Origin of the sequence: Vibrio genomosp. F10 str. 9ZD137 (assembly GCF_049974785.1) — a bacterium.
In the GTDB taxonomy this organism is placed as follows: Bacteria; Pseudomonadota; Gammaproteobacteria; order Enterobacterales; family Vibrionaceae; genus Vibrio.
In genome coordinates, this window is sequence record NZ_JBNGCJ010000345.1 from 1 (window position 1) to 7,679 (window position 7,679).

At 44.0% G+C, this 7,679-nt stretch carries 8 protein-coding genes; 1 reads left to right on the plus strand and 7 read right to left on the minus strand.

Features of this window, described 5'->3' with window-relative positions:
• The 7 genes from ACP45E_RS07380 to ACP45E_RS07410 all read right to left on the minus strand — a co-directional run.
• A partial coding sequence (locus ACP45E_RS07380; RefSeq protein ID WP_069584849.1) for a lysophospholipid acyltransferase family protein occupies nt 1–1,376 on the minus strand: 1,376 nt, incomplete at its 3' end.
• Nucleotides 1,377–1,413: 37 nt separating this feature from the next.
• Nucleotides 1,414–1,869, minus strand: a complete 456-nt coding sequence (locus tag ACP45E_RS07385; RefSeq protein WP_017034168.1) for a YHS domain-containing (seleno)protein — start codon at nt 1,867–1,869, stop codon at nt 1,414–1,416.
• Between the two features lie 56 nt (nt 1,870–1,925).
• Nucleotides 1,926–2,756, minus strand: a complete 831-nt coding sequence (locus ACP45E_RS07390; RefSeq protein ID WP_017037644.1) for a hypothetical protein — start codon at nt 2,754–2,756, stop codon at nt 1,926–1,928.
• A gap of 1 nt (nt 2,757) precedes the next feature.
• A complete protein-coding gene (locus tag ACP45E_RS07395; protein ID WP_198927697.1) occupies nt 2,758–3,261 on the minus strand; it encodes a hypothetical protein in 504 nt (167 codons plus the stop codon).
• Between the two features lie 88 nt (nt 3,262–3,349).
• Nucleotides 3,350–4,483 (minus strand): hypothetical protein, encoded by a 1,134-nt coding sequence (locus ACP45E_RS07400; RefSeq protein ID WP_017037646.1) that lies wholly within the window; start codon nt 4,481–4,483, stop codon nt 3,350–3,352.
• On the minus strand, nt 4,480–5,067 hold the full coding sequence (locus tag ACP45E_RS07405) for a DedA family protein (RefSeq protein WP_017034164.1): 588 nt from the start codon (nt 5,065–5,067) through the stop codon (nt 4,480–4,482). Before ACP45E_RS07405 ends, ACP45E_RS07400 begins: the two co-directional genes overlap by 4 nt.
• A gap of 362 nt (nt 5,068–5,429) precedes the next feature.
• A complete protein-coding gene (locus ACP45E_RS07410; protein WP_017034163.1) occupies nt 5,430–6,407 on the minus strand; it encodes an ion channel in 978 nt (325 codons plus the stop codon).
• Nucleotides 6,408–6,811: 404 nt separating this feature from the next.
• On the opposite strand from ACP45E_RS07410, the gene ACP45E_RS07415 reads away from it, so the two are divergent.
• Nucleotides 6,812–7,679 (plus strand): alanine/glycine:cation symporter family protein (locus ACP45E_RS07415; protein ID WP_141707250.1); only part of this gene is annotated, 868 nt, incomplete at its 3' end.

Below are 7,679 nucleotides of genomic sequence, written 5' to 3' on the forward strand. Positions count from 1 at the left end.
CCGCTCTTCCGATCTGGGCCAAATAAATGGGTGTACTGGGGATGACGCTGAACAAAGGCAGCGATACCTTTCCAAAGCATCAATAACGAGCTCAGATTACGTTGGTATTTTTTCGCCACGACAGAGCGGCCCAATTCAAGACTCTTACCCAGTGAATCAATAAAGCTCTGATCATATTGAAAAAGGCTTCGCGAGTAGAGGGCGTCTAAGCCATGCTTCTCAACAAGCTCATCAACCAACCCCATTCGATAGGATCCAACGATTTCTCGTTCCTTTTCATTCCAAACAAACAATTGATAGTAATGCAGATCGTATTCATCGACATCGCAGGCTAGGCCACTGCCTTCGCCAACCGCGCGAAAGCTCTCTTCTCGTATTCGACCAATCTCTTGCATCACGGTTGGAATCGCCTGAGTTGGCGCGCAATAGACTTTATAATCGCCTTGCTCAAACAGTAAGGTCGAGGGTGGCAATGAAGAGGTTTCTAAATGCAGTTGATCCTGAGGTAATGGGGCAATGATCGGCGTCTGAAACACGGATGAGGCTCCCTGAACCCAATGCTCATTTGGAGTTGCCGCTGAATGTTGGCTCATCAGATAGGTATTCAGCCTTAAATAATGAACAATGTCCTTGTCTTGTTCAAAACCCTTAAGTTCAGAAAATGGAATAGCACTGCCTATGGAAATAGCGATGCTTGACGCTTTTTTATTGAGCAGCTCTCGACCTAGTAGTGCGGTTCTAAGCAATGGATGAATTCGCCCAGCTTGATAAAACAAGGCACTGTTTTTACCATTGATGAAAATCGGCACCGTTGTAGCCTGACTGCGTTTAATAAATTTCGCGACCGATTGACTCCACTCTATATCCAACAAAGAATCGCTCCCCTCTTGATAGGTAGAGACTTCGCCAGCAGGGAAAACAATTAAAACGCCTCCTTCCGATAAATGACGATGCGCTTCGCGAATTGCATTGGTATTGGTTCGCTGCGATGATTTTCCATTAAACACATCGATACCAATAAACAGCTCGTTGATCTCAGGAAGACGTTTCAGAAGTTGATTCGCTAACACTTTGACGTCTTTACGAACGGCGCCCATTAAATCCGCCAAAATAACGCCCTCAAGCGCCCCTAATGGATGATTAGCCACAATGACCGTCGCCCCTGATTTAGGGATGCTCTCCACAATGCCTTGTTCTACTTGATATTGAATATTGAGCGCGTTGAGCGTGTAGTTCATAAACTCGAAACTTGTCCGCGTTTTGGGCCTTTGCTGATACAAGCGATCAAGTTTAGATAAACCCGTCGCCCATTCAACCACGGACTCTCCAATCCCAAAAGGGGTATATCTCGGCAAACGAAAAGGACTATCTATCATGGTGGTCACCTTGTGTATTTGACGTAGTTCAATCGAATTATTGAATTAACGAGGGCCAATTTTGGTTTGCTTGAGTAATATGATGAGTACGGTCAGACTCCCATTTATTCTTAATACCTTCGTTGTAATTGAGATATAGCTTCCCATCCACCAAAGACCATTGCTCTGGATCGCCTGGGGCAAAATCATTCTTTTCAGAAATCGCCCAGGCACAATAACCTCCGTATTGCGGCGCATACTTTTCAGGATTGGCGATAAAGGCCTGCAGATTTTCTTGAGACGAAAAGTACCAGTTTGCTTGTTTGTATTCCGTTTTAAATTCAGCGAGACCTTTTACTGGTGCGTTCTCTGTAAAGTACGCAACACTGTCGTAGCCACTGAGTGCTTTGTTGTTAAAAAAACCGGTATACACTTCATCGCTTGCGTAGCTAAAAGAACTCACAAATAGCAGTAATAATGCTGAGATGATGTTGACGTTAATTAATGTTTTCATATGGACACTTAATTCCTTTTCAATTTTATTGGCGTTCTAGTGAGCGTGGTTGTCACTCAAGAAGCCAAGCAGCGGTTAAGACGAAGAGCATATTGATGTTGCTTTAGCGTTTGTTCCGACAATTGGTCACATGGAGAACCAGCAACATAGGCCATGTATTGGCGATTTTTAGACACATTTAAATAGGTAAAACTCACCGTTTGGGCATCTTCTCGATGCATACAGGTTGAGCGGTGCAAATGCTCCGGATGATGATGGGTATGAAATTCCAATAGGGTTTGAACGCTTTTATCTTTCGCGGTCAATTTAGAAAACTGTTCTAACCGATAAGCGGTCACGGCTTCTAAATCAACGCTTGATGAAAATAGCGGGCAGTCGGTTAAATGAATAAGCCGCTTCTGACCATCCCATTCCAAGGCAGTAACGTAAGGGTTATCCGTTTTGAGCAACGGAGAAAAAGCCAGTAATGTAAAAGGCGCAAAACGATGAAGATCCCATTGCCTAAAAGCTTGCTCTACTTTCTCGACTTCGGAGTAACTAGACAGGTGCTTAAGCAGTAGCCCTCGGCTCATTAACGTCTCTTTCTTCTCGGTTATCGCCGAAGGCATCACACCTTGCTCGTTGCTGAGTAAACCTTGATCGTTGTTTACTGAACCTTGATAGTTATTTGCTGGGCCTTGATAGTTATTGAGCAAGCAAAGTGACAACCCAAACTCATTCAAGCTGATCCAGCTACCACTTCCAACAGGGTCAATCGGCATGATCACATCGGTTCCGTCGACGGTGATTTGTCTAGGCGGCAATGCAAGAGCACGGCTTTTTTGCTCATCACGGTTAAAAAATATCTGGTAGCCATCGTCATCCACCAACCAAGAAACAGAACACATACTATTGCCCCCGAATAAATGTGGCGGTAGCCGGTGCCAAACCAAAATCATCACTCGTTTCAATGGCCAAAAGAGTGGTCACCACTTTTGCCATTGCGAAATGATGGTTGGCGTGCAAGGCCGCAAAGGTTAACTCACGTTCAAACGTTGACGACATTAAGCAAACCTTACTTTTTTTCAGCGACACTTCGGTAGCGATGACCACGGGGGCAATAAGATCGCTTGTCTTTGTCGTTTTGAGTCTTTCAATAAAATACAGGATCTCTTCTATGGCAATCTGGCGTTGTGTTTCGACCTCATGCCCTCTTCTTCTTTGGTTATAATCCACATGACTACCCTCTTGAAAAAGTGCGTGAAAGATATCAAGCCAATGACGAAAATGTTGGCCAATTGAGCTAGAAAGATAAGGCTGAGCATCGTAGCCATATTGAGCGTCAGTGATCCCAGTTAGAAACTGAAGGCCTTGATCTAGGGTTTCAATCGCACCCGATATAACAGGAGACATGATGGGGGCTTCTGCATCACCGTCCCTTTCCGGTATCAAGCTCTGAGTTGAAAGTACAAGCATATTTATCCCTATAATTCGTTGTTATTTAGTCGGTCGCGGGGTAGTGCTGAGTCAATAATTTTTCTTCTCGCCAGGCATTCAGTAACACAGAGAGAGGGGGGGATTTGTGTCCCAGTCGTTTTTGTTGGGCACCAATATCAAATAAAATTCGGTATTGCTTGAGCAACGTAGAAAAAATCTCTTTCAGTGGCGTGTTGCAATCCCAGATGTGGGCGGCTTCGCTGCTCGCTCCATTGATTTCCAAAATGGTAAATTTTTCACCCGCCATAAACCGATCAATATCTTCAAATTTGATGTCCAACCTGCCGTAGTGAAACCCAGCTAAATCGTCAAATATCTCGTCCAACTTCTTCGTTAACATCGGACTGATATAGTGATTCCCATTCCTAAAAATAGAACCTCGACTGTGGCTTCCGGCAAACGCCAACGGGAACTCTTCCGACTTTTCAGGAACCCAATCGAGTTTGTCTTGGTGTCTTGGGAAATAGAGATGAGATAACTGCCCTGCTCTTGGGCACTGTTCGATAAGCTGCTTTAAGGTACTCACGCCATCACCTGTCACTGAGGGGGCATACTTGAGAGTCATAGAGATGATCTCACCTTGTTTTTGACCAGGGTAGCGCACATAAAAAACACCCGCCTCGGCTTGATATGGCGCTTTTTCCTGTAGAAGGAAACGGGCATTGCTGGGGAACGCTTTTATGTAACCGTGCAAATGTTCTGGTGAACGTAATAACTGAACCCCTGCACCACGACAGCCTAAGTCCGGCTTAGCCACAATAGGAAATTCCAGATTGTTTTTTTTCATGGCGGCCAGTGCTAATGTGCACTGCTGAGAAACAGATTCATGCCCTTTTGTCACTAGGATATAGCGTGAAATCGATTCCCTTGCTTTTGAACCTGCGAGTGAAAGAATATCGTGTTTTGATTCTCCGACCATTCCACTTAATTTAATGCTTGGATTCGCGATAAGTGGCAAGGCGATATCTCGGTGTTTCGCTCCTAACAACAGGCTTTGAATGAGCACTGGCGTGTAAAAAAACCAACTGGGTAAAAATTCGTACGGTGAAACCGCTCGCGTTGTCTCTACCTCGAGTTTTGGCATCCCTGCATTGATTTTATTTTTGGCAATGCATACCACACCATTGTTCAAGCTCATGAAAAACCTCTAGAGAGTGATTTATTAAGAATTCGGTTGACGGAAAAAAGCACCAATAATGCAACAGGAATCGTTAACCATTGGAAAACCCCGGTTTGCAACCAATCTGCACTGCCCAGCGAATAGATAACGCCGAACACAGCCAACGTCCAAATGCTACTCGCGGTTAACACCGCCAACAAAAACTGAGGTAATGGAATGGCAAAAAAGCCACTTAAAGTGAACCCAACTGTCCTCATTCCTGGAATAAATCGGATGAAAAATAAATTGATAAAAGTGCGTTGATGTAGCTTTCGTCTTAATGTACGAAAGTGTCGGCTCGTTAACGCTTTGTAACGTACCCCACGAAAATAACGACCGCTTTTTCCGAGGTAATAAAGCCCAATGTCACCGGTTGTTATCCCAATAAAAATGGCAAGCAAGGCTAACGAAGGCGACATGAGTTGCTGCATCGCCAAGCTAGCCGCAGAAACGATCGCGAGATCCTCCAAAAGATAGGAAAGCAATATCACCCCAGCAAACATCCACAAAGCAGAATGCGTACTGCTAAACAGCTCTGTCTGTAGGTCGGTAATCATTGGCATTCACATCTCCATTCCACAGCGAAGTTATTCCGATAGCCCAATTCACTCATGCGTTGCGTAATAAACGATCGTTGTCATCAACGAGTTAATAAACGATCGTGCAATAAACGGTTGAGTGATAAACGTAAAAGTTCGACGGTCATACTCAGACACACAAGACTCCCGATTAAGCAGACCGCTTGATCCACAAAAAACTTACACAGGATGTAAATTCACCTGTTTTATATACGTTTTATTTCAGTCTAAATCGGTTATGTGTGGAAAAGATGAAGGTTTGTTAACAGCAGAAAGTGGGAATATCATTTAGGCGCGAAACCAGAGAAGCCGCTGAGTCGTTGGCTTCTCTGATGTTTGCAATCCTTTTATCGCGTCATTTTTTTTACGAAAACAACCACAAACAGTGCCATGGTAAAACTGCCCATAAACGCTTCAAATGCAGCAATGAATCGAGCCACGCCAACAGGGGATATGTCCCCGTACCCTAACGTTGTAAAAGTGACCACGCTAAAATACAAGGCGTTAAAGAACTCGAACAGATAGAAACGCCACCCTTCGATATCTTCATATATCGGGTTACTGGCGGTGGTGTCCAACACAAAATACGCCATCGCACAGGTAAGAATAAGCCCCAATGAAAATGCAACGACTCTTATTGGCGACTCGCCATAACCACAAAAAACATCAACGGTCTTTGAAATAATACGGTTCAAGCTCATCAATGGCATTTGATAGCGCCGATAACGCATTTCTTTTTTGAAGAATACCCCCGCGGTTTCAAATAAACCTTGTTTTTCACACTGCTTGCGAATGTTACGACACACCTCTTCCGCTTCTTGGCACAATGAGATGCTTCGCCTTCGATCACCCTCTTTCATCGCCAATCGCGTATCTATCTCTTGTTTTAACGAACCTCCCCATTCGATGTTTTCAAGTTTGGCTCGGCTCAGGTCTGCACCCAATAAATTGCAGTTATCCAATCGTGCACAATGCAAATTTGCACCATTTAACTTGGCTTTCATCATTGATGACCCTCTTAGATCTAAGCCAAAAAAGTGAGCATCCGATAAATCTGCACGATAAAAATCCACATCTCGACACTTGTAGCCTTCTTTGTTTCCTCTATTTACCAGGTTGATATCCACCAAATTTGTTCTCGCCAACTGAAATCCATCCAAAGGTTTACCCTCGGCGGCCCAGTTTTCAATCTTTTCACGTACATTATCATTGCTTTTGTCTACGTTTGGATCGTGCCAGTAACATAACTCCGACTCTCCACAAGATTGGTCACAACGCCAGTTATCGGGGCTTTGATAACGGCATTGGCTTTGTTCTGATTTCATAGTCGTACCCCTCAATAATTAATTGTAGGAGTTCGCGATTAAGTTGCCATTGAAAATCCTTTTCTTTCTTTAACCTCTCCTAAAACACGCCAAATACTTTCAAACAGCATAAATACACCACCCACTAGATTAATAAGCCAAAATAGTGAATGAATAAAGAATTAAAAACCAATTAGAAAATGCACTTCAACCAAGATATAACCCCATTCAAAATCGAACAAAGGAACAAATTAACACCTCATTAACGCCTAAATAGTTATTTCCTCGGTAAATCAAATGCAAACCAGTTTTGTGCACTTGTTCACATCAAGAAACCGAAACAGACAAAACTATTAACAATTACGCTACAAAACCGTTAATCTATCGACTGAAAAATAATCACAACATAAACAGGGAAAATGCTCATGCAGTCGTTCGTTGACTTTTTGAATGGAATTATCTGGAGCCCAGTGCTTATCTACTTGTGTCTTGGGGCGGGATTGTTCTATTCCATCTTGACTCGATTTGTTCAGGTTCGTCACTTTTTTGAAATGTGGCGCTTGCTACTGTCAGGAAAAAGCTCAAGTAAAGGTATCTCATCATTTCAAGCCCTAGCGGTGTCTTTATCTGGTCGAGTCGGTACGGGTAATATTGCTGGGGTTGCCGCTGCTATCGGATTTGGTGGCCCTGGGGCCGTATTCTGGATGTGGGTTGTTGCCTTCTTTGGTGCTGCAACGGCTTACACAGAGTCAACCTTAGCCCAAATCTACAAAGAAGAAGATGAAGGGCAGTTCCGCGGTGGTCCGGCTTACTACATCGAAAAAGCGATGGGTCAGAAATGGTATGCGTGGATCTTCGCAATCATGACGATTTTTGCGTGTGGTGTTCTTCTTCCTGGTGTCCAATCAAACAGTATTGGTAATGCAGTAGAAGCGGCATTCGGCTCGGGCGACATGATTGAAACCGCTATCGGCACATTCAGTTTTGCTAAAATTTTTACTGGTACGGTTGTTTGCATCATTCTTGCCTTCATTATCTTTGGTGGCGTTAAGCGTATTGCTAACTTTACTCAAATCATTGTTCCTTTCATGGCTCTTGCGTACATCATTACAGCGTTCGTGATTATCCTTCTGAACATTGGTGAAGTTCCACGTATCTTTGCCATGATCATTGGTGATGCATTTACGCCTATGGCAGGCTTTGGTGCTGCTATCGGTTGGGGTGTTAAGCGTGGTGTTTACTCTAACGAAGCGGGACAAGGTACTGGTCCTCACGCGGCGGCGGCGGCGAGCG

Bases quoted from the DNA above. Each gene is read 5' to 3' on its own strand.
- ACP45E_RS07385 (WP_017034168.1), bottom strand. From the start codon at position 1,869: ATGAAAACATTAATTAACGTCAACATCATCTCAGCATTATTACTGCTA.
- ACP45E_RS07390 (WP_017037644.1), bottom strand. From the start codon at position 2,756: ATGTGTTCTGTTTCTTGGTTGGTGGATGACGATGGCTACCAGATATTT.
- ACP45E_RS07395 (WP_198927697.1), bottom strand. From the start codon at position 3,261: ATGTCTCCTGTTATATCGGGTGCGATTGAAACCCTAGATCAAGGCCTT.
- ACP45E_RS07400 (WP_017037646.1), bottom strand. From the start codon at position 4,483: ATGAGCTTGAACAATGGTGTGGTATGCATTGCCAAAAATAAAATCAAT.
- ACP45E_RS07405 (WP_017034164.1), bottom strand. From the start codon at position 5,067: ATGCCAATGATTACCGACCTACAGACAGAGCTGTTTAGCAGTACGCAT.
- ACP45E_RS07410 (WP_017034163.1), bottom strand. From the start codon at position 6,407: ATGAAATCAGAACAAAGCCAATGCCGTTATCAAAGCCCCGATAACTGG.